Here is a 24,966-nt window from a genome sequence, read left to right as displayed (position 1 = left end):
TCAAAGTTATTGGGGTGACAGACGGGAATTGGCGTTTATGCTATAGGCATCTTCCGTCGCTCCCACCAACAGGTCACCGCCTGAGGTCCCACCCTAAGCGAGCAATTTATGCGAAAACTGAACATAGCGGCAACCGTGATTGCCGCCGTGATGCTGGCAGCATACTTGCCCCAGGCCGCTGGGGCCGCTGTAGAGGTACCGACCGCCGCGCAGGTGTCCGCCGGTGCCATCCCGGCGGTGTCGGACCCGAGCCCCCAGGGGCAGGTGGTGGATGACTTTGTCCGGCCCGAGCCGCCGGCCAACAGGGCCAGGAGCGAATACACCTACGTGAGCGCGCCCATGGCGGGGACCTTGAAGACCACCCTCGTGACGGTGCAGCTGGCCGACAAATCGGCAGCCGAGACGGACGCGGCAGTGCCGATGGCCGCGGCGAAGGCCTCGCTCAGCGCGGCCAACCGCTACTGGGCACACGCCACCTCGAGCCGCGTGGACATCGCCCTGACCTCCTCACGCCATCTACACAGGTCCGCCGCGAAGTCCACTCAGTCGCCGGCGCAGATCGTGGAGACAGTTTCCCAGGAACTGGGCTGGACGCAGAGCTCCTACACCGCCCTGGTGATCTTCATCCCGGGCGCGTACCTGAGCAACGGCACCGCCGGCATGACCTACAGCAACGGCACCACAGGCGGGCGCATCCTGATGCCGCAGAACAGCCGGCTGACCACCCCCGTGCTGACCCATGAGTTCGGGCATGCCCTGGGCATGGACCACGCCAACAGCCTGGTGTGCGGCAGCGGGGCCATGGACGTGGCCTCCGGACCCTTCGCCGGGTTTGCCGATCCCACTTGCAGCATCAAGACCTACGGCGACAACCTGGACCTGATGGGGATCTCGCACTGGGACATGATGCCGGAAATCAGCGCCAGCCTGTGGGAGATGGGCCGGTTCGGCAACGGGAACGAAATCACCAACCTCGGCACCGTGTCCGGACCCCGCCGGGTGACGCTCAAACCCTGGGCCGGCGACGACGCGAACCGTGCGGTGAAGTTCACGGATCCGAAGTCCGGCGAGGTGTACTACCTCGAGCTCCGGACTGCCGTGGGCTATGACGCGGTGATTGCGCAGGCCGGAAACCGCGGCGTGAAGATCACCCAGCAGGGCGGAGGAAACTCCTCGATCCTGCTCCCGCCCGATACCCGCGCAACCGCTTTCAACGGCTACTACAGCAACACCCAGGCCTGGCAGGCCGGGCAGACGTTTAGCACGCACGCCGGTACAAAGGTGAGCATCGATTCGGTCAGCGACACCTCGGCCACCGTAACCATCCGCCCGCCCGGGGCGCCCGCCAAGGGTTACGTCGAGTCCATGGCCATCACCAAGTCCGGCACCACGGCCCGCCTGCACGTCGCCGGCTGGGCCTACGACTCCGCCAAGTCCTCAGAATCGTCCACGGTCCACATCTATGTGACGCCGCCCGGCGGTAGTGCCACGGGCTACGCCGTGGCGGCCAATCAGGCCCGCCCGGACGTCAACCAGATCATGCAGGTGACCGGCAACCACGGGTTCAGCCGCTCCTTCAACCTGACCACCGCCGGCGTATATAAGGTCTGCGTGTACGCCCTGGGCAGTGTCGAAACCGTGGATCTGGGCTGCCGGTCCCTGACCCTGGCCGGGTCGGCGCCCACGGCCGGTTACCTCGAGTCGATGGCACTCACCAGGGTCAGCGGGGTGACAGTTCTGCGGGCGACGGGCTGGAGCTACGATCCCGGGACGCCCACCGCGTCCATCCCGGTCCACCTGTACGTGACGGATCCGGCGGGCAAGGCGACGACGAAGGCCATCACCGCCAACAAGAGCCGCCCTGACGTCAACACGGTGATGTCCGTGACCGGAAACCACGGCTTCACCTCGGACATCCCCGTGACCATGAGCGGACAGTACAAAGTGTGCGCCTACGGCCTGGCCGTCACCCCGCTGAGCCAGGGCAACAGCCTCCTGGGCTGCAAATCCCTGACGCCGCGGGCAACACCGGCGCCGGCCGGCTTCCTGGAGAGCACCGTCGTCAAGACGGACGCGCCGACGGCGACCATCACGGTCAGCGGATGGAGCCTGGACCCCGGAACGCCGGCAGCCTCCATCCCGGTGCACCTCTACGTCACCGACCCTAACGGAGTGACCAGGAGCTCCGCCTACACGGCCAACCGGGCGCGCGCGGACGTCAATCAGGTCATGGGGACCACCGGAAACCACGGCTACCGGGTGGCGCTGCCCGTCAAGACGCCGGGCAGCTACAAGATCTGCGCCTACGGAATTGCCGTCAGCATCTTCCCGTTGGGCAACAGCCTCCTGGGCTGCACCACCGTGCGCGTTGCGGCCACCCCCGCGCCGATCGGTTACCTGGAGTCCGTCAAGGTCCAGCTGGGCGGAACGGGATCGGCGCTGGTGGCCAGCGGCTGGGGAGTGGACCCCGGCATGACCCGGGCGAACATTCCCGTCCACCTCTACGTCACGTCCCCCGACGGCACCACGAAAGGCACCGCCTATGTGGCCAGCCGGTACAGGGCGGACGTCAACTCGGTTATGAAGATCAGCGGCAACCACGGCTACCGGATTGTCATTCCGGTGACCAGACGCGGCGTATACACCGTGTGCGCGTGGGGTCTGGGCGTAGCAGGGCTGTCGTCCGGCAACACCCACTTCGGCTGCCTCAAGGCTACGTACTAACTCCCCTCGCGGTAGCGTAGGGCTGTGCCTGAAACTGTGCCTGACTCTCCTGTGCCTGCAACTCCTGTCCCTGTTACTGCCGTGCCCCAACCCCTGCGGGCGGACACCGCATTGACCGTTGCCGGGCTCTCGGAGTCCCAGTTGCTGGCGCGCATCTTCCCGCGGCTCACCAACGCTGAGCCCACCGGCGGCCCGGCTGCGGCGACGTACCTGCTGCTGGGCCCGGGGGACGACGCAGCGATTGTCGCCGCGCCGGACGGTCGGACCGTGCTGAGCATCGACACCCAGGTGGCGGACCAGGACTTCCGGCTGGAATGGAACAACGGCTACCGCACCAGCGGGTACGACGTCGGCTGGAAGGCCGCGGCGCAAAACCTCAGCGACATCAATGCCATGGGCGCCCGGGCCACGTCACTTGTGGTCAGCCTGACGATGCCGCCTGAGACCCTTGTGTCCTGGGTGGAGGATTTCGCGGACGGCCTCATGGCCGGGATCAGGGAGCTGGGCGCTCCGGCCTGCGCCGTGGCCGGCGGCGACCTCGGCCGCGGCCGCGAACTGGCAGTCAGCGTGGCCATCCTGGGGACCCTTGACGGCATGGCGCCCGTGCTGCGTTCCGGGGCCCGGCCGGGAGACACCGTGGCCTTGGCTGGAACAGTGGGCCGGGCCGCAGCCGGGCTGGCGCTGCTGGAGTCGGACGTCCCCATGGGGGATCTGACCGCCGGGCAGCGCTCCCTCATGGACACCCAGTGCCGCCCGCAGCCGCCGCTCGCGGCCGGCCCGTTGGCGCGTGAGGCCGGCGCGTCGGCCATGATGGACATTTCGGACGGCCTGGTCCGGGACGGAAACCGCATGGCGGCCGCGAGCCACGCGGTGCTGAACCTGGAAGCCGCCGCCCTGAAGGAGCTGGCCGTTGCGCTGCTGCCGGCGTCGGAGCTGTTGGGAGCAGACCCGATGTCCTGGGTCCTCGGCGGCGGCGAAGACCACGGACTGCTGGCCACTTTCCCCGCAGGGGTTCAACTCCCTCCCGGGTTCACTGCGATAGGCTCGGTAGAGGCCCCTGCACCAACCGAAAGCACGGGAGTAACGATCGCGGGCAGGCCCGCTGACGCTGTGGGATGGGATCACTTTGCAGACTAAGATTGCCGCCAACGCGCAAGCGATGAAGCGGTGGTTGGGCAAGGCGGAAACCACGCTCGGCAACCATAGCGACCGCCTGAACGCCATCAACATCTTTCCCGTGGCCGACGGCGACACCGGCACCAACCTCTACCTGACCGTCCGCGCCGCGGCCCACGCCGCGGACGCCGTCGTCGACAGTGGCACGGCCACTGGCCAGTCCACGCACGCCGCCGCGAACCCGCACGACGTCGGCGCCGTCCTGGCGCAGGCCGGCCAGGTGGCCATGGAACAGGCCCGCGGCAACTCGGGAACCCTGTTTGCCGTCTTCCTCGCCGCCGCCGCCGAACCGCTGGCCGGGCACACCCGGATCAGCTCACCGCTGCTGGCCGCGGCCCTGAACCGGGCCCAGATCCGGGCCTGGTCCGCGCTGAGTGATCCCGTGCCGGGCACCATGCTCTCCGTCATGGAAGCCGCCGCCCGGGCCGCGGCCGCCGTCGACTCCGCGCACGACGGCGATGACAGCAACCAGACCCTCGGCCTGGCCCTGGATGCTGCCGTCGAGGCAGCCCTGGCCGCCGTGGTGCGCACGGAGGACCAGCTCGATGCCCTGCATGCCGCCCACGTCGTGGACGCCGGCGGTGTGGGCATGCTCCTGATCCTGGACTGCCTCCGCTCCGCCGTGCTGGGCGAGGAGCTCCAGAGCGAACTGCTGGACGGCCTGCACGGCTACGACGTCCAGGACCCGCATATCCACGTCGGCATGCCGCGCGACGAAGGCGTCGAAGTCATGTGCACCATTTCCCTGTCCCCGCTGGACGCCGCCATGATGCGCCAACGGCTCGACGAAATGGGCGACTCGGTGATCATGAGCCAGGTCGGCGGCGCTGCGGACGCCGCCGGGCACTACCGCTGGCGCGTCCACGTCCACGTCCTGGATGCCGAACCCGCCGTCGCGCTGATCCGTTCCCTGGGTGAGCCCACGGAAATTTCCGTGAGCGAGCTCGCCGTGCCGCGCGATCCGGACCCGCGGGCCGCCACTGTTGCCGCCTTCGATGCGCCCGCAATTGCCGCCGAAACCCGAAACCCCGACGGACATGCACGCTGAACTTGAACTGGGCCTGGAACGCCGCATCGGCAAGCGCTCCGCGGCTGTCATCGAAAAACACCTCGGCATCACCACTGTCGGCGGGCTCCTGAACTACTTCCCCCGCCGCTACCTCAGCCGCGGCGAGCTGACACCCATCAGCGAGGTTCCTCTGGACGAGGAAGTGACGCTGATCGCCCGGGTGGTCTCCAACAGCACCCGGCCCATGCGCGCCCGGCGCGGCTCCCTCACCGACGTCGTGATCTCCGACGACGCCGGCGGCAGGCTGCCGGGCACGCTCAAGGTCAGCTTTTTCAACGGGTTCCGGGCCAAGGCTGAGCTGCAGCCGGGCCGGCGCGCCATGTTTTCCGGCAAGGTCACCCGCTACGGCGGATCCCTCGGCCTGACCAACCCCGATTTCCTGCTGCTCGACGAGGACCCCGACACCCCCGGCATCGACCCGGAGAAGCTCGCCGCCATGCCGATCCCGGTGTACCCGGCCACGGCCAAGCTCACCAGCTGGTCCATCCAGAAGGTCATCTCGACGCTGCTGGACACCGTGGAGCTCGAAACCCTCGGTGACCCGCTGCCGGCGGAGATCGCGGCGCGGGAGAAGTTCCTGCCGGTCGCCGACGCGTACCGGCTGATCCACGCCCCGCAAACCCCGGCGGACTTCCAGCGCGCCCGCGACAGGTTCCGCTACCAGGAAGCCCTGGTGCTCCAGTCGGCCCTGGCCCGCCGCCGTGCCCAACTCGCCGCCGAGGAAGCAACGGCCCGCCGTCCGGCACTGGACGGGCTGCTGCCCGCGTTCGACCGCCAGTTGCCGTTCACGCTGACCGCCGGCCAGGCCGCCGTCGGCAAGACGCTCTCCGACGAGCTCGCCCAGGACTCGCCAATGAACCGGCTGCTCCAGGGCGAGGTGGGCTCCGGCAAGACGATCGTGGCCCTGCGCGCCATGCTGCAGGTGGTGGACGCCGGGGGACAGGCTGCCCTGCTGGCCCCCACGGAGGTCCTCGCCGCCCAGCACTATGAATCCATCCGGCGCACGCTCGGACCGCTTTCCCGGGACGGGATGCTCGGCGGGTTCGGCCCGGACGCGGTCCAGGTCACCCTCCTCACCGGTTCCATGCCCACCGCGGCGCGGAGGCAGGCCATGCTGGACGCGGCCTCCGGAACGGCGGGAATCGTGATCGGCACCCACGCTCTGCTGAGCGAGAACGTGTCCTTCTACGACCTCGGCCTGATTGTGGTGGACGAGCAGCACCGCTTCGGCGTTGAACAGCGCGACGCCCTCCGGGCCAAGGCCAGCAAACCGCCGCACCTGCTGGTCATGACCGCCACGCCGATTCCCCGGACTGTGGCCATGACCGTGTTCGGAGACCTCGAAACCTCCGTGCTGGATGAGCTCCCCGCCGGCCGCGCCCCGATCTCCACGCATGTGGTGGGACTCGCGGAACACCCGGGGTGGGCCACGCGCATCTGGTCCCGTTCGCGGGAGGAGATCGACGCCGGGCACCAGGTCTACGTGGTCTGCCCCAAGATCGGCGCGGACGACGACGGCGACTTCACCCCGGGCGAGGCCGAACCGTCCGCCGCGGACCTCGAAGGCGAGAACGGCTCACGCGAACTCGCCTCCGTCACCGGTGTCGTGGAGCACCTCCAGGACGAGCCGGCCCTCGCCGGGGTGGCTGTGGCGCCGCTGCACGGCCGGCAGGACCCGGTGCTGAAGTCCGAGACCATGGCCTCCTTCACGGCCAATCAGACCAAAGTGCTCGTCTCCACCACCGTGATTGAAGTCGGCGTGGACGTGCACAACGCCACGCTCATGGTCATTCTGGACGCGGACCGCTTTGGCATCTCCCAGCTCCACCAGCTGCGCGGCCGGGTGGGCCGCGGCGGGCTGCCCGGGACCTGCCTGCTGGTCACCACCCTGGAGCCGGGCCATCCGAGCCGGCGCCGGCTCGATGCCGTGGCGGCCACCACCGACGGCTTCGAACTGTCCCAGGAGGACCTCAAGCTGCGCCGCGAAGGCGACATCCTGGGTGCCTCGCAGTCCGGCGGGCGCTCCACCCTTAAGCTGCTGCGCGTCCTGGAACACGAGGACGTGATCGCCCGGGCCCGGCAGGACGCCCAGCGGATCGTGGCCGCCGATCCCTCACTGGCGGGCCAGCCCGGGCTCGCGGCCGCGATCGACGAATATTTGAACCCCGAGAAGGAGGCGTTCCTTGAACGCGGCTAACAGAATCCAGGCGCCGACGGTGGCGCGCCCATGAGCCGTATCATCTCGGGCGCGGCCGGCGGAACGACGCTGACCAGCGTCCCCGGGAGCCTGACGCGGCCCACGACGGACCGGGTCAAGGAAGCGCTGTTCTCCCGGCTGGACGCCTTCGATGTCATTGCCGGTGCGCGTGTGCTGGATTTGTACGCGGGATCCGGCTCGCTGGGTGTGGAGAGCGGCAGCCGCGGCGCCGACTCTGTGGATCTGGTCGAGTTCGATGCCAAGGCCAGCGCCGTCTGCCAGCGCAACGCGGACCTGGTCAACACCGTCACGGGCCGCAAGGTGGTCTCCGTGCACCGTTCCAAGGTCGAATCCTTCCTGGACCGGACCGCTGAGGCCGCGCGCTGGGACCTGGTGTTTCTGGACCCGCCCTACCCCCTGGACGAGCCGGCCCTGGCTGCCGTGCTGGCCAAGCTGGTGCCGCACCTGGGCGAGGGGGCCGTCGTGGTGGTGGAACGCTCATCCCGGACCCCCGAGCCGGCATGGCCCGAGGGCATGGAACGGTTTGCCGAGAAGAAGTACGGCGAAACCCGGCTGTGGTTCGCCGAGCCCGGTGTGGAAGCCGTGGAAACCGGGGTCGAATCCGTGGACGGCGTGGATTTAGAGGTCGGGGACTAACCGGCCAGCACGTCCAGTTCGACGCCGGCGAGCAGCCTGGCCGGATGCGGACCGCGCGCCGTGAGGGCCGCCGTCCAGACCGACGGCCACGGGCCCTGCGTCCCGGTCAGGATGATGTTCCCGGGGTACCGGCCGGTGAACATGCCGGCCTCGGCGAAGGCCGAGACGTCGGCCATGGCCCGGCGCATGGCCGCGGCCTGGCTCCGGACCAGGGTCAGCCCGGGTTCGTCGCCCACGTTGACAATCAAGACCCCGCGCGGTGTCAGCCGGGCGGCCGCCTCCTGGTAGAACTCGGTGCACGCGATGTGTTCGGGCGCCTCGGGCCCCGAGAAGATGTCCAGGATCACGACGTCGAAGCGCAGTTCCGCCGGAAGCCCGGCGAGGGCGTCGCGGGCGTCGCCGATCACCGTGTGCAGCTGCGTTCCCTCCGGCAGGGGCAGCTGCGCCAGCACGAAGTCCAGCAGTTCCCGCTCCAGCTCAACCGCATACTGGACCGAGCCGGGCCGGGTGGCCTGGATGTAGCGGGCCAGCGTCAGGGCGCCCGCGCCCAGGTGCAGGGCGCTGATGGGCTCGCCCCACGGGGCGGCGAGGTCCACCACATGCCCGATCCTGCGCAGGTACTCGTAGAAGATGTCCGCGGGATCAGCCAGGTTGACGTGGGACTGCTCGGCGCCGCCGATGCTCAGCACGACGCCGCCGTCGGTAAAGGGATCCGGTTCGATCGTGGCATGCTGCCCGGTGGTCCGCAGGAACCGCGAGGCTCCGGGTGGCTGCCCGGCCATGCTCAAAGCCTGTCGCGCAAGGTCGCCAGCCGCTCGGCCGCCTCTTCCAGCACGTGCAGCTGCTTGCAGAAAGCGAAGCGGAGCAGGCTGCGGGTGCGCTCGGCGCCCTCGGCGTGGCAGAAGACCGGCACCGGGATCGCGGCGACGCCCACCAGGGCCGGGAGCCTGCGGGCCAGCTCCACGGAATCGGTGATCCCCAGCGGAGAGGTGTCCACGTTCACGAAGTAAGTGCCCTGCGGCGTCAGGACGTCCAGGCCGGCTGCGCGGAGTCCCTCGCTGAGGACGTCGCGCTTGTACCGGAGCGTGTCGGCAATGCCGGCGTAGAACTCGTCCGGGAGCCCCAGCCCCACCGCGATCGCGGCCTGGAAGGGCGTGCCGGAACTGTAGCTCAGGAACTGCTTGACGGTCCGGGCGGCGGCCACGAGGTGCTCCGGCCCGGAGAGCCAGCCGATCTTCCAGCCGGTGAAGGAGAACGTCTTCCCGGCCGAGGAAATGGTCAGCGTGCGCTCGGCGGCACCGGGCAGGGTGGCCAGCGGGATGTGCTGCACACCGAAGGTCAGGTGCTCGTACACTTCGTCGGTGATGATGACGGCGTCGTATTTCGCGGCCAGTTCGACGACGCGCGCAAGCACCTCGCGGGGGAACACCGCGCCGGTCGGGTTGTGCGGATTGTTGACCAGCACCACCTTGGTGCGGTTATTGAACGCGGCCTCGAGCGCGGCCAGGTCCGGCATGAAATCCGGGGCCAGGAGCGGGGCGGTAACGTGCGTGGCGCCGGCGAGCCCGATGATGGCGCCGTAGGAGTCGTAGAACGGCTCAAACGTGAGCACCTCGTCTCCCGGACCGACCAGCGCGAGCAGCGAGGCGGCGATGGCCTCTGTGGCGCCGGTGGTGACGATGATCTCGGTCTGGGGATCGGGGGTGAGCCCGTAGAACCGCTCCTGATGGACTGCGATCGCCTCCCGCAGCGGCAGGATGCCCTTGCCGGGCGCATACTGGTTGGCGCCGGCGGCGATGGCGGCCTGGGCGGCCTCCTTGATCTCGACGGGGCCGTCCTCGTCCGGGAAGCCCTGGCCGAGGTTGATGGCGCCCGTGCTGAGCGCAAGGGTGGTCATCTCCTCGAAGATCGTGACGCCCAGCGAACCGTCGGGGGAGAGCAGGTTGGCGCCGGTCGCGGCGCGCTGCCACGGGAACTGGGGAGGGAGCTGGGACATTCAGCCATGGTATCCCGGCCTGCGGCGCGGATACGGTAGGTTCGGAGCATGAGACGCGCTGTTTGCCCTGGCTCTTTTGACCCCATTCACAATGGACACCTGGAAGTCATCGCGCGTGCCGCGGGCCTCTTCGACGAGGTGATCGTGGCCGTGTCCACGAACTACACCAAGAAGTACCGCTTCACCCTGGAGGAGCGGATCGACATGGCCCAGGAAACGTTTGCGTCCCTGCGCGGCATCGTCGTGGAACCCGTGGGGGAGGGGCTGCTGGCCGAGTACTGCCGCCAGCGTGGCGTGTCCGCGATCGTCAAGGGCTTGCGCTCGTCCTCGGACTTCGACTACGAACTGCCGATGGCCACGATGAACCGGCAGCTGACCGGCGTCGAGACGGTGTTCCTGCCCGCGGAAAGCCACTACCTGCACCTGTCCTCCACCCTCATCAAAGAGGTCTTCGCCCTCGGCGGGGACGTCTCGGACTTTGTTCCCCGGTCCGTGCTGAAACGGCTGGCTCCGGGCGAGCCGGTCCAGAACCGGGCGCGCAAAGTGTAAGCTTGACCGGTACTCGGCGGCCTGCTGCCGGTTGCGTGGCCCGAATCCAAGGCCGCTTGTGGTGTGAACCGCCGGCGCGCCCCGGTTTGAGTCCGTCCGGAAGTTCAGGCTAAGATAGTACGTCGGTCATATGTTCAACAGGAGTTCTCATTAAACGAGATGCTAGTTCGCCCTTGGCGTTCGACGTCAAGGACCTCGGACGCAGTCCGGGAAGCATGCGAACGCTGACGGAACATGTACCCGCGCCAAGTGATCTTGGTGTGGCGCTCATTGGCGTGCAGGAAGGCTCGGATATCGAGCTGGACCTGCGGCTTGAGGCCGTACACGAAGGAATTCTGGTATCAGGAACCGCGCTCGTTGAAGTAACTGGCGAATGCGGCCGATGCCTGGATCCCCTTGCGTATGACCAAGAGGTCGATGTGCAAGAACTTTTCTTCTACGAGGACGCTGTGTTCTCCGACGAGGAAGACGAAGAAGAGCAACGTCGAGTCGAGCACGATCTGATCGATCTTGAGCCGGTGTTGCGGGACGCAGTTGTCACCATACTGCCGTTCCAGCCGGTGTGCCGGGAAGACTGCCAGGGCCTTTGCTCCGAATGTGGAGTACGCCTGGAAGACGAGCCGGGGCATCACCACGAGGTCGTAGATCCTCGCTGGGCCGCCCTGGCTGACTTGGCTAAGCCTGACCGGCAAAACTGATTTGTAAGTGTTTTTCTAGAGAGAAATGAGTTAGCCGTGGCTGTCCCGAAGCGGAAAATGTCTCGCTCGAATACCCGCGCCCGCCGCTCCCAGTGGAAGGCAACTGCCCCCCACCTGGTGAAGACCGTAGAGAACGGCCAGGTTGTTTACAGCCTGCCGCACCAGGCAAAGGTCGTTACCGACTCGGCTGGCACCGCGCTGTTCCTTGAATACAAGGGCCGCAAGGTCGCAGACGTCTAATCCGCCGACAGGCTGAAAAAGATGTCTTCAACTGAAGAGCTTCTGAAGCGTCTCGGTGTCACTATTGACGCCGGGACGCTTCGTCTTGCGCTCACACACCGTTCCTACGCCTACGAAAACGGCGGCATTCCCACCAACGAACGGCTCGAGTTCCTGGGCGACTCCATCCTGGGCTTCTCCGTGACGGACGCGCTGTACCGTGACAACCCCACGCTGCCCGAAGGCGACCTGGCCAAGCGCCGCTCCGCCGTCGTCAGCACCCGGGCGCTGGCCGGCATCGGCCGCAGCATCGGGCTGGGCGAATACATCTACCTCGGACAGGGCGAGAAGCTCACCGAGGGCAAGAACAAGGCGTCCATCCTGGCGGACACCATGGAGGCGCTGATCGGCGCCACCTACGTCTCCAACGACATCGAGACGGCCCGGCAGCTGGTCATGCGGCTGGTCGGCCCGCTGTTGAAGGACGCCGCCGCCCTCGGCGCCGGTACCGACTGGAAGACGAGTATCCAGGAGCTGGCGGCCAGCCGGCAGCTCGGAACCATCAACTACGCCGTTGACGGCTCCGGGCCGGACCATGCCCGGACATTCGAGGCAGTGCTGCGGATCGGTGGAACCGACTATGGCACCGGCACCGGCAACTCCAAGAAGGAAGCCGAGCAGGAAGCCGCCGCCGATGCCTGGCGCCGGCTGACCGCCCCCTCCACGCCTGATCCGCAACAGCTGCAGCCCCAGACCGGCAGCTAGGCGGCCGCGTTGCCTGAACTGCCCGAGGTCGAGGTGGTCCGGCGCGGCCTGGTGAGCTGGGTGCGGGGCCGGACCATCACCTCTGTCGATGTGCTGGACCCGCGCTCCCTGCGCCGGCACGCCCTGGGGCCGGAAGACTTTGCCGGCAACCTTGAGGGTGCCCGGGTGCTGGACGTGGTCCGCCGCGGCAAATTCCTCTGGATGCCGCTGGCGGACACGCCCGCCCCGTCCGGGAGCAGTGTCCTGTCTGGGGAGCCGGTCCCGGACGCAGAGCCGGCCCCCGCCGTCGCACTCATGGCCCACCTGGGCATGTCCGGCCAGCTGCTGATGCAGGACCCCGGCGTTCCGGACGAAAAACACCTCAAGGTCAGGCTGCGGCTCAGCCCCGCCGACGGCATGCCCGCACAGCTCCGGTTCGTGGACCAGCGCATCTTCGGCGGCCTGTTCCTCACCTCGCTGATCCCCACTGACGACGGCGGCCCAGGCGGCCTCGCCGAAACACCGCTGCCGCTCATCGCCGAGGAAGCCTCGCACATTGCCCGGGACCCGCTGGACCCCTGGTTTTCCTTCGAGGCCTTCTACCGGCGCCTGCGGGCACGCAAGACCGGGCTCAAGCGGGCGCTGCTGGACCAGGGCCTGGTCTCCGGGATCGGCAACATCTACGCTGACGAGGCCCTCTGGAAGGCGCAGCTGCACTATGCCCGGCCCACCGACACCCTGCGCCGTGCCGACGCGCTGCGGCTCCTCGACGCTGCCCGCGAGGTCATGACGGATGCGCTGGCCGCCGGAGGCACAAGCTTCGATTCGCTCTACGTCAACGTCAACGGCGCCTCCGGGTACTTTGACCGCTCCCTGAACGCCTACGGCCGGGAGGGCCAGGAATGCAAGCGCTGCGCGGCCGCCGGCCGGGTCAGCCTGCTGAGGCGGGAACAGTTCATGAACCGTTCCTCGTACACCTGTCCCGTCTGCCAGCCCCGCCCCCGGAACGGCCGCTGGTAAGCTTGGGCGGCCGCTAAATCCCCGGACTTCCGCGGTAACACAGGTAGATTTAGGGCTGGAAAGCACCCGCTGCCGCCACCGAAGAGAGCCGAAGCACCTTGCATCTGAAGAGTCTGACCGTCCGGGGATTCAAGTCGTTCGCCTCAGCGACGACATTTGAATTCGAACCGGGCGTCACCGCCGTGGTGGGCCCCAACGGTTCGGGCAAATCCAACGTCGTGGACGCGCTGGCGTGGGTCATGGGCGAACAGGGCGCCAAAACCCTCCGCGGCGGCAAGATGGAGGACGTGATCTTCGCGGGCACCTCGGGCCGGCCGCCCCTGGGCCGGGCCCATGTCTCGCTGACCATCGACAACAGCGACGGCGCCCTGCCGATCGAATACAGCGAGGTGACGATCTCGCGGACCCTGTTCCGGACCGGCGGCTCGGAATACGCCATCAACGGCGCCGGCTGCCGGCTGCTCGATATCCAGGAGCTGCTCTCCGACTCCGGCCTTGGCCGCGAGATGCACGTGATTGTGGGCCAGGGCCAGCTGGACAAGGTCCTGCACGCCACCCCCGAGGATCGGCGCGGCTTCATCGAAGAGGCCGCCGGCATCCTCAAACACCGCCGCCGCAAGGAAAAGACGGTCCGCAAACTCGAGGCCATGCAGGCCAACCTGTCCCGGCTCAGCGATCTCACCGGCGAAATCCGGCGGCAACTGACCCCGCTGGGAAAGCAGGCCGAAGTTGCCCGGCGCGCCCAGAGCGTCCAGTTCGAGGTCCGCGACGCCCGCTCACGCCTCCTGGCGGACGACCTCGTCCAGCTGCAGTCCGCGCTGGCCAAGGACGTCGCGGATGAATCGGCGCTCAAGGCCCGCCGCGGCGTCGTCGAACGCGACCTCGAGGCTGGACGGCAGCGCCAGGCGGTCCTCGAACGGCTCGCCGCCGAGGCCACGCCAACGCTGAACGCGGCGCGGGAGAACTGGTACTCGCTCTCCACCGGGCGCGAACGGCTCCGCTCGCTCGGCTCGCTCGCCGAGGAGCGCCGCCGGCTGCTCGGCGCAGCGGACGTGGTGCCGGACACCGGCCGGGATCCGGACCAGCTGGAGCAGCAGGCCGCCCGCGTCCGCGACGAGCAGGCCGGCCTGGAACGGCAGATCCTGGACCGGACGGAGGCCCTGGCCGCCGCGACAGCCGCCAAGCATAAGGCCGAACAGGCCGCCGCCGCCGAGGACAAGCGGCTCGCGGCCCTGCTCCGGGCCGCCGCGGACCGTCGTGAAGGCCTGGCAAAGCTCGCAGGGCAGGTCGGCGCGGCACGCTCCCGTGTCGAGTCGGCCCAGTCCGAGCTCGGACGCCTCCGCGAATCGCAAAAGGCCGGCGAGGAACGCCGCCGGCACGCGCACAGTGAGTTCACAGCCCTGGAGACGCAGGTGGCTGGCGTCGAGGACGGCGAGGAATCGCTCGACGCCGACTACGAGGCCGCAAGCGTTGCCCTCGACACGGTCATCGCCGAAATTGACGCCCTGAAGGCGGCCGAGCGCGACGGCGAGCGGGAACGCGGCGCCCTCATGGCCCGCCGCGATGCCCTCCAGCTCGGCCTGAACCGCAAGGACGGCTCCGGGCACGTGCTCGGCGCCGCCGCAGGGGTCCTGGCCGCCGGAGTGCTGGGACCCTTGGCGTCCATGATCACCGTGGAGGCCGGATTCGAGGCCGCCGTCGCCGCCGCACTCGGCAGCGCGTCCGACGCCGTGGTGGTCCGGGACCAGGAGACGGCCGCCGCCGCCGTGCGGCTGCTGCGCGAGGACGACGCCGGCCGCGCCGCGCTGCTGCTCGCCGGCGTTCCGGCCGGGCCCTCGCCGCTGTTGGCCGGTGCGCTGTCGGCCGATGCATTAGCCGGCGGGAGCACGCTTCCCGCGGGCGCGCGCTGGGCCGCGGAGCTGGTTTCGGCTGCGGGTCCGGACGCTGCCGGCCTGCCGCTGGCTGCCCTGCTGGCCGGCGTCGCCGTCGTCGAGGATCTGGATGCCGCGGCGCAGCTGATCGCCGCGAGCCCCGGGCTCACCGCCGTGACCCGGGCCGGGGACGTCTTTACTGTGCTGACCGTGACCGGCGGTTCCGCGTCGGCGCCGTCGCTGCTGGAAGTCCAGGCCGCCGTTGACGACGCCGCCGCGAGGCTGGCCGCCGTCACCGCCGGGCTCGAACGCAACCGCTTCGCCCTCTCCGCCGCCCGGACCCGGCGCGCCGAAGCCCAGGACCGGGCGGACGCGGCCCTCGCAAAACTCCACGACTCCGACGCGAAACTCGCGGCCGTCGCCGAACGCCTGGGCCATCTGAACGCGGTGCTGCGCAGCGCCGTCGGGGAAAGTGAGCGCCTGGCCGCGTCCCTGGCCAGGGCCGAGGCCCAGATTGTCAGCGAACAAGATGCCCTGGAAGCGGTGGCGGCACGGCTCGCCGCGGCCACCGAAGCCCCCGCGGAGCAGGAACCCTCCCCGGAGCGCCGCGACGCCCTGGCCCTGGCCGCCTCGCTGGCCCGCACGGCCGAGATGGAAGCCAGGCTCGCCCTGCGCAGCGCCGAGGAACAGCTCACGGCCACCCGCAACCGGGCGGCCTCGCTGGAACGGGCCGCCGCCACCGAACGCCGCGCCCGCGAGGAAGCCGCGGAACGCGCCCGCCGCCGCCGGCTCCAGGCCCGGCGCGCCGCCGCCGTCGCCGTCGCCGTGCAGCACATCATCGGGTTCATCGACGTCTCCGTGGAGCTGGCCCGCCGGGAGCGGGACAGCGCCGAGGAACGCAGGGACGCGATGGACCGTGAGCTTGCCGGGGTCCGCAGCGGCAACGACGCCCTGGCCCGCGAACTGGCCGAGCTCACCGACTCCGTGCACCGCGACGAGCTCGCCCGCACCCAGCAGAGGCTTCGGATTGAGGCCCTGGAACTGAAGAGCGTGGAGGAGCTCGGCCTGACCGCAGAGCAACTCGTGGCCGATTACGGTCCGGACCGGCCCGTTCCGGTGCCGGCCGAGGACTCGGCGGACAAATGGGCCGCCCTGCGCGCCCCGGTGGACGAGGCCGGCCGCGAGATTTCCGAGGGCAAGCCCTTCGTCCGGGCGGAGCAGGAAAAACGGCTCAAACGCGCCGAACGCGACCTTGCGGCCCTCGGCAAGGTCAACCCGCTGGCGCTCGAGGAGTTCGCCGCGCTCGAGGAGCGCCACCAGTTCCTCAGCACCCAGCTCGAGGACCTGAAGTCCAGCCGCAGGGACCTGCTGGACATCATCAAGGAAGTCGACGACCGCGTCCAGAAGGTCTTCGCCGAGGCATTCGAAGACACCTCGCGGCAGTTTGTCCGCGTTTTCGCCCGGCTGTTTCCCGGAGGCGAGGGCCGGCTGGTCCTGACGGACCCCTCCGACATGCTCACCACCGGGATCGAAGTGGAAGCCCGCCCTGCCGGCAAGAAAATCAAGCGGCTCTCGCTGCTCTCCGGCGGCGAGCGTTCCCTGACGGCGGTGGCGCTGCTGGTGGCGATCTTCAAGGCACGGCCCTCGCCCTTCTACGTCATGGACGAGGTCGAGGCCGCGCTCGATGACACCAACCTGGGCAGGCTCATCACCATCTTCGAAGAGCTCCGCGAATCCAGCCAGCTGATTGTCATCACGCACCAGAAGCGCACCATGGAAGTCGCCGACGCCCTCTACGGCGTCACAATGCGCGGCGACGGCGTCTCCACGGTGATCAGCCAGCGGCTGGGCGCGGAGGTCTAGACAGCGGAGATCTGGGCGGGGCGGCGGCCCGGGTGTAACGAAAACGCTGGCCACGGCCCATTTGGGGTTTGTGAGAAGCTAGGGGAGTGAACGACATCCTCCCCATTATTCTGCCCATTCTCGCTGTCCTGGTGGTCATTGGTGTGCTGATCCCGGTGCTCATGAAGACCCGGAAGAACGCCGAGACCTATTCAGGCACGCGTGACGCAAACGACCCCGTGCAGGCCCCGGGAGCCGGAACCCTTGTGGAGGACCGTCCCGCGTCGGCGCCGGCACCGGCAAGAACCTCGCCGGACGCCGTCGAGCTCGAACAACCAGCGGTCGAGGTGCCGGACAACGCCGCCGGCCTGGAAACTGTGCCGGTGGAAACCCCGCTGCCGGTGGCCGGACGCCTCGCCCGGCTGCGCGAGCGGCTGGTCAAGTCCAACAACGTCCTGGGCAAAGGCCTGCTGGCCCTGCTCTCGGCCGACAAGATCGACGAAAACGTCTGGGATGAAGTCGAGGAAACCCTCCTGCTGGCCGACCTCGGCACCGAACCGACCATGCAGCTCGTGGACGCGCTCCGCGAACGCGTCAAGGTGATCGGCACCCGGGACCCCGAGCACGTCAAGGCCCTGCTCCGCGAGGAACTCATCAAGCTCGTGGACCCCACCATGGACCGCAGCCTGAACGTCCAGCGCCACGCCGACAAGCCCGCCGTCGTGCTGGTGGTCGGCGTGAACGGCGTCGGCAAGACCACCACCGTGGGCAAGCTCGCCCGCGTGCTCGTGGCCGAGGACAAGGACGTGCTGCTGGGCGCCGCCGACACCTTCCGCGCCGCGGCCTCCGAACAGCTCGCCACGTGGGGCCAGCGCGTCGGGGTCCCCACCGTCAAGTCCGACGTCCACGGCGCGGACCCGGCCTCGGTGGCCTACGAAGCGGTCCAGGCCGGCATCGACCAGGAAGTCGACGTCGTCATGATCGACACCGCGGGGCGCCTGCAGAACAAGGTGGGCCTCATGGACGAGCTCAGCAAGGTCAAGCGGGTCATCGAGAAGCTTGCCGAGGTGGACGAGGTGCTGCTGGTCCTGGACGCCACCACCGGCCAGAACGGACTCAACCAGGCCCGGGTGTTCTCCGAGGTCGTGAACATCACCGGGATCGTCCTGACCAAGCTGGACGGCACCGCCAAGGGCGGGATCGTCGTCGCCATCCAGAAGTCCCTCGGCGTCCCGGTCAAGCTGATCGGCCTGGGCGAAGGCGCGGACGACCTCGCACCGTTCGACGCCGAAGGATTCGTGGACGCACTGCTGAACTGACACGATCACGCCAACGCCCGGCTGGGGAATCCCAGCCGGGCGTTTTGCGTGGGCGGGCATTGAGTTCCGGGGCGACGTGCTCGTCTACGGATCCTCCGGGCCGCTGCGTCCTGTTAACTCTGCCGCTTAACTCTGCCGCGCCTCTTCCGCGCGCATGGCGGCGATGACGCCGCCATCGATCAGGAGGTCGGCTCCGGTAATGAAGCCGCCCTCTGGCCCCAGCAGGAGGGCTCCCGCTTCGGCGACGTCGGTGGGGGTGCCGATGCGCCCGGCAGCCGACGTCGCGATCATGTGGCGGTAGCCGTCGCCGTCAGGACCGGCCATTTCTTCCTGGGCCAGCGGCGTGGAGATAATGCCGGGACTTATTGAATTAACGCGTGCTCCGCGCTCTCCCCAGGTGACAGCCGCGGCCTGCACGCGCACCGTATTGGCACGCTTGGCCAGGATGTACGCATCCCGGGAGGTCCCCGCTGCCGCGGGCGCCAAGGACGCCAGGGCCAGCAGGTCCGACGCCGGGGTGAAGGCCCACGCACGCTCGACCTCGTGCGGAAATCCGTCGCCCATGTGACCGGCCATGCTGGAGATGACGACGCCGGAGCCCCCGGACGCGATGACGCGGCCGAATTCTTCGAGGACGAGCGCGGTGCCGAGCAGGTCGACTTCCAGGACCCTCTGAGTCGTCGCCTGAACGGGTGAGACGCCGGCTGCGTGCACCACGCGGGTGACCGGTCCCATCGCCGCGGCCGCGTCGGCCAGAGCGGCCACCGCGGCGCGGTCGGAGACGTCGGTGACCTGGGTAGCCACGTCGTAGCCTTCGTTTCGGAGCTGCTCGGCGACAGTAGTCATGGTCGTCTCGTTGTAATCGGCCAGCAGGATGGTGCGGCCGACGCCGGCGCGTCGGACGATCGCGAGACCAATGCTGCCGGTGCCGATGAGGACTGCAGTTTCCTTGTTCATATTCTGTGTTTCCTTCTGCTGGTGTGCGGCTTGTCGAGACACCAGATTTTCGTGTGGGGGAACGGGAGCGGTTCGTGTGAACCCGGGTGACGGCGCCGGCGGGCCGGTGTGGTCCGGGACCAGCGTCGGAAAGCCGACGGGAGGTACAGGGCCGTTCTGGCCCGCCCACTCTCATGCGCCTCTCTATCCAGCTAATCGCGCATCACCCGGGTGAGGAAGTGCCCGTTGATCCACGTACTGGCAGGTCCCCCCGCGGCAACACTCGGCGGGCTCTCGTGCGCGGCGCATCCCGCGCAGGCCGGTTCGACGCCGCCGCACTGAAGGTTGTGGGCGAGCTGACCCGGGCGGCGACTCTCGCGGACGCGGTCGCCGGCATCGATGCGGTCATCTTCACCCAGGGCTCCGCCTACGGCGACGCCACAGCGGCAGAAGCCGGATTCCTCCCCTCGCTCCGGGAAGTCCACCTGCCCCCGGAGGTTGTGCTGCTGGTCTTTCTGCCGCCCTGCGCCTGAGGCTGCTCGCCCGCAAACGAGCATCCGTCGTCCGGCTCCGCGACGAACGCCGGATCGACGACACCGTGCTCCGCCAAGTGCAGGCCGACCTGGACATTGAGGAGGTGCGCCTCTCCCGGCGCGAAGTCGTCGACTGAGGCAGTGGCTTGAGAAATCTTCGTTAAACACGACACGGTCATTGCAACTCCCAAGAATTCTGGGTGTTGCAATGACCGCTGGAACCGACGGACAGGACCGGGGCACTCTCTTTTGCCGCTGGGACGGGCTAGTACGTCAAGCGGCTAGTACTTGAAGTTCAGGACCGTCACTGTTCCGGCGGTCAGCTTGAACTGCTGCGCCGGGGACTTGTACGCGAAGCCGGGAACCGTGGCGCGCTGGGCGAGGGGCTTGGGCTCGGTCTTGGCGCCGTCGATGACGGTCTGGTCCTCGGCTGAGTAGCTGGGGCCGCTGAGCTGCGTCATGGTCCCGGTTACCGGCCTGCCCGGCAGGTTCAGGGTGACGAGAGTCTGCGCGGCCTTTTCGGGGTCGTTTTCATTCACGATCACGACACTCGTGCTGCCGTCCGCGTTCTGCAGCGCGTAGCTGAAGGCCAGCCCGCCTCCTGCGCTGTTCAGTTTCATGAACTTGCCGGCCTCGAGCTCGGCCACCATGGAGATGCCGAAGAAGTTGGCACGGCCGGACATCTGGCCGTTGCCGGACGGGTAGGCGCCGGCACTGCAGATGGCGGACAGGGGCGGGCCGCCCTTGCATGTGAGCAGCGAGCTGTGGAAACCGATCCGGGTAATGCCCAGCTGGGCGGCGTTGAGGGCATAATCAGCCGCCCACAGCGCCGAGGCATGCGTGCGCGAGGTCTCGTTCGAGCCCGGGCAGGCCGCGATCCCGGTCTCCGGGAGCCAGGTCTCCAGGCCCGCTGCCTGGCCGACCTTGAGGGCAGACTGCTGGTAGTCGGCGGCACGGTCGTGCATCAGTTGGCTCATCAGGTTGGCAATGGTGGGCGAGCCCTTGGGATCACTGCCGTCACAGCTGTAGAGCGGGTAGTTGTGGAACGTCAGGATCTTCTTCTGCGGGATGTCCGCATCGACGAAGGGCTGCCACCACTTCTGGTCGTAGGCGCCCGGGCCGGAGATGGGCACGTTGGGGGCCACGGCATAGATCGCGTTGGCGTAGTCCTTCAGTTCCCGGACGTACTGCTCCAGGCTGTAGCCACTGCCGGTCTTGACGTCGTTGAAGACGAAGCCGTTGGGCTCGTTGCCCACCGTGATGCTGAGCAGCCGGTCGCCGAAGATCTCCGAGGCGTTTTTGACCATGTCCGCTGCCCGGGCCGGGTTGTAGTGGCCCAGGTCCACCGTGAGGCTGACCTTGGCGTCGCCGGCCTCAAGCAGGGTCTTGAGCCGGGCAAGGTCTGCCGGGCCCACGGCCTTGACCGGGTGGGTCTTGTCTCCCTTGTAGTCGGAGGGGACACCCTCGCCGGTGGAGGTCCAGAAGAAGCGGCGGTCCACGGCGTTGCCGCCGAAGCGCAGGACGGGCTGGTCGATCTCCTTCAGGAGCTTGACCATCGACGCGTTGTCGCTGCTGAGGTCCGGATCGGCCAGATCCGTGGCCTCGAGGGAGATTCCGGTCAGGCCCTTGTTCAGGGAGGTGCCCACGAGGTCGTTGGAGACGTCGACGTTGAGGGGCTCAACCTTCTCCAGCGGTGACCCGGCCGGCGGGCCCGGCTGCGCGTAATAGGTGACAGGGGGGCCCACCTCAGCCGCGGTGGGCGCCGGTGCCGCCGACTGGGCGGTCTTGGAAGCGGCCGGCGGGGCCGGCGTCGGGGAGCCGAGCGCGAGGGGAATCAGGACGGCCGTTGCTGCGACGACGGCGACGATTCCGGCGCCGGCAACCATCCGTGCGCGCTTTCTTTTCCCCGTGTTCGTTGGATCGGCGGGGTCGGGGCTATCGGCTTTTCCTAGGGAAGAGTCGAATCTGGCCATGGGGGATTACCTCCGGAAGATTGTGGCACGTGCCCCCAGCTTAGCCAAGGGTGACGGCCTGCGCTGACCGGTAGGTCCTGAACGGGGTCCCGGTCACGGTCCCGGGCCAAGTCCGGGGAGGGTCCTGGACAAGGTCATTGACAGGACTGCACGCGCGGCGGACCGGCGGCGGCAACGCCGCAGGTCAGGCGCTCTTTGCTGCCGGCCGGGCGAACGTTTCGCGGGCCGGCAACCACACTGCGGCGGCGGCCAACAGCATGCCGCCGGTGACCCCGAAGGCCCAGCCGTAGCCCAGGCGGTCCGCCAGCAGCCCTGCCACCACCGGCCCGACGATCGCGCCGCTGTCTGAGGCCATCTGGAAGACGGCCAGGACGCGGCCACCGGAGCGCTCGTTGCCGATCACATCGGCGATCGCGGCCTGCTGGGCCGGTCCCAGCAGGCCGGAACCGATCCCGGCGCAAGCGGAGGCGAGCAGGAACCAGGGCAGCTGGTGCGTGAATCCGATGGCCGCCGTGGCAGTGCCAGTGACCAGCAGCCCGGCGAGTAGGAGCGGCTTGCGGCCAAGGCTGTCCGCGAGCCGGCCGGAGAACGTCAGCGCCACCGCGTTTCCGCCCGCGAAAACCGCCAGGGCCCAACCGGCCGATTCCGGACCCGCGCCGAGCGCCACGACGGCGAAGAGCGGCACTGTGGCCATCCGCACCCCGAAGGTGGCCCAGCCGTTGGCAAAGCTCGAAAACAGGCCGGCCCGGTAGGCGCTGTCCCGCAGCGCGTCGCGGAGTTCCATCGCCGGAGCCGTGGCGCCGGGCTGCCGGGCGGCGGCCGGGACATGGCTGAGCTGGGTCTGCACCACGAGGGCCGCCAGCACCAGGGCCGCCGCGTAGGCCAGGAACGGCACCCGCAGGCCGAAATTGGCGAGCAGCCCGCCGACGATCGGGCCGCAGACGTTTCCGATCAGGAAGGCGGAGGCATAGGCCCCCGAGACCCGGCCGCGGCTTTCCGGCGGCGCGAGCCGGACCACGAGTGCCATGGACGCCACAGTGAACATCACCGAACCGGCCCCGCCCAGGCCCCGGAAGACCAGCAATTGCCAGTAGTCCTGGGCGAAAGCGCAGGCGGCCGTCGACGCAGCCACGATCAGCAGCCCGGCCACGTAGACGGGCCGTTCGCCCAGCTTCACGATCAGGGCGCCGCCCGCCGGGGCGAAAACGAGCCGCATGAACGCGAAGATGCTCACGATCACGGCTGCCGCCGTCGCGCCGACGTCGAACGTGGTGGCGAACTGGGGAAGCACCGGTGCGACGAGGCCAAAGCCGATCGCGATCAGGAAGGCCGCCACCAGCATCACCTTGATGTCCCGCGGCAGCCGGGAACGCCCCGGGGCCGGCGCGGGCGCCTTGGCTGCGGCTTCGCCGCCGGGGCGGGAGGTTTTGCTCATGATGCGTTCGTCCTTGGGCAGATGCGGGGCCGGCTGGCGGCGGGGTCCTTCAAGCGCGGAATTGATTCGATGAAACATAACCGTAACAAGTGTGAGATGCACCATTTACGTCCGGGAGGTTCTTGTAACAACCCGGCAATGTAAATCCTCCGCCAGCGAAACACGGCCCCGCGAAACTCGATGTAGAACGCAAATAATGCGTTGGGACCGGCGGACTACTCCGCACCTATTGCAAGAGAGGACGTAGACCATGGAACTCACCGCAGGTCTCGTTTGGCTCCTGGTCGCCGCGGCACTCGTGCTGTTCATGACCCCGGGCCTGGCATTCTTCTACGGCGGCATGACTCGCGCCAAGTCGGCCTTGAACATGATGATGATGAGCTTCGTCGCCATTGGAACCGTGAGCATCATGTGGGTCCTGTGGGGCGCCTCGATGGCCACCAGCAACGAAGACAACTTCTACCAGATCTTCGCCAACCCGTTCAGCCACTTTGGCCTGCACGGCTTCACCGAACCGGCTGATCTGCTCAAGGTTGGCTACGCGGCCACCTTCGCCATCATCACGGTGGCCCTGATCTCCGGCGCGGTCGCCGACCGCGCCAAGTTCTCCGCCTGGGTGGTCTTCACCCCCATCTGGGCCACCCTCGTCTACGCGCCGCTGGCCTTCATGGTCTGGGGCGGCGGACTCTTCTCCGCCAGTGGCTGGTTCGGCCAGACGTTCGCGCCGGTCATCGACTTCGCCGGCGGCACCGTGGTCCACATCAACGCCGGTGTCGCGGGCCTGATCCTGGTCCTGATCATCGGTAACCGCAAGGGCTTCGGCAAGGACCCGAACCACCGCCCGCACAACATTCCGTTCGTCATGCTCGGCGCTGCAATCCTGTGGTTCGGCTGGTTCGGCTTCAACGCCGGTGCCGCTGCCACTGTGGAGCAGGCCGGCCTGATCTGGATCAACACCCTGGCCGCCCCGGCCGCCGCCATGCTCGGCTGGCTCGCGGTGGAACGCTTCCGCGACGGCCACCCGACCTCCCTCGGTGCCGCCTCCGGCGTGGTGGCCGGCCTGGTCGCCATCACCCCGGCTTGCGCCAACGTCTCCCCGTTGGGTGCGATCGCCCTCGGCGTCGCTGCCGGTGTGGCCTCCGCGCTCGCCGTCGGCCTGAAGTTCAAGTTCGGCTACGACGACTCGCTCGACGTCGTCGGCGTCCACCTCGTCGCCGGTGTTATCGGGACTGTGGCAATCGGCTTCCTCGCCACCCCGACCCAGGGCGCTGCGGGCCTGTTCTACGGCGGCGGCACCACGCAGCTGGTCGCCCAGAGCCTCGCGGCACTGATGGCCATCGTCTTCACCGCCGTGATGACGTTCATCATCGCCTTCCCGGTCCACAAGCTCATGGGCTTCCGTGTCTCCCAGGAACAGGAAGTCGTCGGTGTGGACCTGAGCCTGCACGCAGAGACCGCCTACGAGTTCGGCGTCGGCGGGCACGGCGGCAGTTTCCAGCCGCTGCACGAACTGATCACCGGCAAGCCGATGGGCGAAGAGGCAGTCGCCGAAGTGCCGGTGGACGCCGCGTCCAACGGCAAGCAGAACGCAACGGGTAAGGAAAGTGTGGGGGCATGAAACTGATCACGGCAATCGTCCGTCCGGAAAAGCTTGAGGCTATTCGCGAGGGCCTGGAGGCCTACGGCGTGCAGGGCCTCACGGTCAGCGCGGCCAGCGGCTACGGCCGGCAGCGCGGCTACACCGAGGTGTACCGCGGGGCCGAGTACAACGTGGACCTCCTGCCCAAGATCCGGGTAGAAGTCCTGGCCACCGACGAACAGGCGGACGACATCCTGGATGTCATCATCGCCAGTTCGAACACCGGCCGGGCCGGCGACGGCAAGGTCTGGACGATGGATGTGTTCGAGGCTGTCAGGGTCCGCACGGGAGAGCGCGGTTCGGCAGCGATCTAGCTGCTCCCCGCTCCGCACTACCGAAGCCGGTACTGACACAGCGGCACTGACACAG

The 24,966-nt window shown here is 68.5% G+C and carries 20 protein-coding genes; 15 read left to right on the top strand and 5 right to left on the bottom strand.

The features are described from left to right. Positions 1–108: 108 nt before the first annotated feature. The 5 genes from LQV16_RS04230 (at position 109) to rsmD (ending at position 7,823) form a co-directional block, all read left to right on the top strand. Positions 109–2,724 carry a hypothetical protein gene (locus tag LQV16_RS04230; protein WP_229992685.1) on the top strand — a complete coding sequence of 872 codons (2,616 nt, stop codon included), beginning with the start codon at positions 109–111 and terminating at the stop codon, positions 2,722–2,724. Between the two features lie 81 nt (positions 2,725–2,805). Then, positions 2,806–3,861 carry a thiamine-phosphate kinase gene (gene thiL, locus LQV16_RS04225; protein WP_229992684.1) on the top strand — a complete coding sequence of 352 codons (1,056 nt, stop codon included), beginning with the start codon at positions 2,806–2,808 and terminating at the stop codon, positions 3,859–3,861. A 22-nt stretch (positions 3,862–3,883) separates the two neighbouring features. Continuing rightward, entirely contained in the window at positions 3,884–4,948 is a 1,065-nt protein-coding gene (locus LQV16_RS04220; protein WP_229992717.1) for a DAK2 domain-containing protein, read from the top strand. Then, the gene (locus tag LQV16_RS04215; RefSeq protein WP_229992683.1) at positions 4,938–7,166 is read left to right on the top strand and encodes an ATP-dependent DNA helicase RecG; all 2,229 of its coding nucleotides are present in this window, start codon (positions 4,938–4,940) and stop codon (positions 7,164–7,166) included. Before LQV16_RS04220 ends, LQV16_RS04215 begins: the two co-directional genes overlap by 11 nt. A 30-nt stretch (positions 7,167–7,196) precedes the next feature. Then, positions 7,197–7,823: a 16S rRNA (guanine(966)-N(2))-methyltransferase RsmD gene (gene rsmD, locus LQV16_RS04210; protein ID WP_229992682.1), complete on the top strand. Its 627-nt coding sequence runs from the start codon at positions 7,197–7,199 to the stop codon at positions 7,821–7,823. On the opposite strand, the gene LQV16_RS04205 is transcribed toward rsmD, so the two are convergent. Next, positions 7,820–8,605 (bottom strand): fused MFS/spermidine synthase, encoded by a 786-nt coding sequence (locus LQV16_RS04205; protein ID WP_229992681.1) that lies wholly within the window; start codon positions 8,603–8,605, stop codon positions 7,820–7,822. The two genes, rsmD and LQV16_RS04205, sit on opposite strands and share 4 nt — an antisense overlap. A 2-nt stretch (positions 8,606–8,607) precedes the next feature. Continuing rightward, the gene (locus LQV16_RS04200) at positions 8,608–9,819 is read right to left on the bottom strand and encodes an aminotransferase class I/II-fold pyridoxal phosphate-dependent enzyme (RefSeq protein ID WP_229992680.1); all 1,212 of its coding nucleotides are present in this window, start codon (positions 9,817–9,819) and stop codon (positions 8,608–8,610) included. A 48-nt stretch (positions 9,820–9,867) separates the two neighbouring features. Between LQV16_RS04200 and coaD the strand changes: the two genes are divergently transcribed. The 7 genes from coaD to ftsY all read left to right on the top strand — a co-directional run bounded on the left by coaD (position 9,868) and on the right by ftsY (position 18,081). Beyond that, positions 9,868–10,368 (top strand): pantetheine-phosphate adenylyltransferase, encoded by a 501-nt coding sequence (coaD, locus tag LQV16_RS04195; protein ID WP_229992679.1) that lies wholly within the window; start codon positions 9,868–9,870, stop codon positions 10,366–10,368. 173 nt (positions 10,369–10,541) lie between these two features. Beyond that, the gene (locus LQV16_RS04190; RefSeq protein WP_229992678.1) at positions 10,542–11,066 is read left to right on the top strand and encodes a YceD family protein; all 525 of its coding nucleotides are present in this window, start codon (positions 10,542–10,544) and stop codon (positions 11,064–11,066) included. Positions 11,067–11,102: 36 nt separating this feature from the next. Then, the gene (gene rpmF, locus LQV16_RS04185) at positions 11,103–11,306 is read left to right on the top strand and encodes a 50S ribosomal protein L32 (RefSeq protein WP_056738282.1); all 204 of its coding nucleotides are present in this window, start codon (positions 11,103–11,105) and stop codon (positions 11,304–11,306) included. A 21-nt stretch (positions 11,307–11,327) separates the two neighbouring features. Next, positions 11,328–12,050, top strand: a complete 723-nt coding sequence (gene rnc / locus LQV16_RS04180) for a ribonuclease III (protein ID WP_229992677.1) — start codon at positions 11,328–11,330, stop codon at positions 12,048–12,050. 9 nt (positions 12,051–12,059) lie between these two features. Then, the gene (gene mutM, locus LQV16_RS04175) at positions 12,060–13,049 is read left to right on the top strand and encodes a bifunctional DNA-formamidopyrimidine glycosylase/DNA-(apurinic or apyrimidinic site) lyase (protein ID WP_229992676.1); all 990 of its coding nucleotides are present in this window, start codon (positions 12,060–12,062) and stop codon (positions 13,047–13,049) included. A gap of 98 nt (positions 13,050–13,147) precedes the next feature. Further along, positions 13,148–16,783, top strand: coding sequence for a chromosome segregation protein SMC (smc, locus tag LQV16_RS04170; protein WP_229992675.1), 3,636 nt, complete (start codon positions 13,148–13,150; stop codon positions 16,781–16,783). An 86-nt stretch (positions 16,784–16,869) separates the two neighbouring features. Next, on the top strand, positions 16,870–18,081 hold the full coding sequence (gene ftsY, locus LQV16_RS04165; protein ID WP_229992674.1) for a signal recognition particle-docking protein FtsY: 1,212 nt from the start codon (positions 16,870–16,872) through the stop codon (positions 18,079–18,081). 126 nt (positions 18,082–18,207) lie between these two features. Here the strand turns inward: ftsY and LQV16_RS04160 are convergent, their stop codons facing one another. Continuing rightward, on the bottom strand, positions 18,208–19,038 hold the full coding sequence (locus LQV16_RS04160) for an SDR family oxidoreductase (protein ID WP_229992673.1): 831 nt from the start codon (positions 19,036–19,038) through the stop codon (positions 18,208–18,210). 275 nt (positions 19,039–19,313) lie between these two features. Between LQV16_RS04160 and LQV16_RS04155 the strand changes: the two genes are divergently transcribed. Continuing rightward, the gene (locus LQV16_RS04155; protein ID WP_229992672.1) at positions 19,314–19,550 is read left to right on the top strand and encodes a hypothetical protein; all 237 of its coding nucleotides are present in this window, start codon (positions 19,314–19,316) and stop codon (positions 19,548–19,550) included. A gap of 281 nt (positions 19,551–19,831) precedes the next feature. On the opposite strand, the gene LQV16_RS04150 is transcribed toward LQV16_RS04155, so the two are convergent. Both LQV16_RS04150 and LQV16_RS04145 read right to left on the bottom strand, forming a co-directional pair. Then, positions 19,832–21,436 (bottom strand): hypothetical protein, encoded by a 1,605-nt coding sequence (locus LQV16_RS04150; protein WP_229992671.1) that lies wholly within the window; start codon positions 21,434–21,436, stop codon positions 19,832–19,834. 271 nt (positions 21,437–21,707) lie between these two features. Further along, positions 21,708–22,958, bottom strand: a complete 1,251-nt coding sequence (locus LQV16_RS04145; RefSeq protein WP_229992670.1) for an MFS transporter — start codon at positions 22,956–22,958, stop codon at positions 21,708–21,710. 250 nt (positions 22,959–23,208) lie between these two features. Here LQV16_RS04145 and LQV16_RS04140 point away from each other — a divergent pair, with 250 nt between their 5' ends. Both LQV16_RS04140 and LQV16_RS04135 read left to right on the top strand, forming a co-directional pair. Next, positions 23,209–24,576, top strand: coding sequence for an ammonium transporter (locus tag LQV16_RS04140; protein ID WP_229992669.1), 1,368 nt, complete (start codon positions 23,209–23,211; stop codon positions 24,574–24,576). Beyond that, a complete protein-coding gene (locus LQV16_RS04135) occupies positions 24,573–24,911 on the top strand; it encodes a P-II family nitrogen regulator (protein ID WP_028276847.1) in 339 nt (112 codons plus the stop codon). The genes LQV16_RS04140 and LQV16_RS04135 overlap by 4 nt, the downstream gene beginning before the upstream one ends. Positions 24,912–24,966 lie beyond the last annotated feature (55 nt).

Origin of the sequence: Arthrobacter sp. Bi26 (genome assembly GCF_918697925.1) — a bacterium.
GTDB lineage: Bacteria > Actinomycetota > Actinomycetes > Actinomycetales > Micrococcaceae > Arthrobacter.
This window is presented reverse-complemented; position numbering and strand designations above follow the sequence as displayed.